The organism is Streptomyces tateyamensis (assembly GCF_003205575.1).
In the GTDB taxonomy this organism is placed as follows: domain Bacteria; phylum Actinomycetota; class Actinomycetes; order Streptomycetales; family Streptomycetaceae; genus Kitasatospora; species Kitasatospora tateyamensis.
Genome location: NZ_PYBW01000380.1, coordinates 1 through 250 on the forward strand (window position 1 = coordinate 1; position 250 = coordinate 250).

Genomic DNA, 250 nt, shown 5'->3' on the forward strand with positions numbered 1-250 from the left:
GTCGCTGGCCACCGACTCGCCCTGCAGAGCCAGCCCGCCTGCCGCCAGCAGCAGCGAGCCGCCCACCGTGCCGGCCACCGCTGCCGCGCGCGGGAGCGCACGGGCGATCAGGTCGGCCACCGGGCGCAGCATCGAGGTGATCACCAGGGCCCCGAAGACCGCCACCACCGGCAGGTCCAGGCGCCCTACCACGAGGAGCACCACGTAGAGCGCTGCCGCCAGCACCAGCAGCCGCCACGCGTAGCCGGCC

1 pseudogene is annotated in these 250 nt (G+C 76.0%); it reads right to left on the bottom strand.

What is annotated here, in order from left to right:
• Positions 1 to 250, bottom strand: a pseudogene (locus C7C46_RS35715) (AI-2E family transporter); the annotation flags it as partial.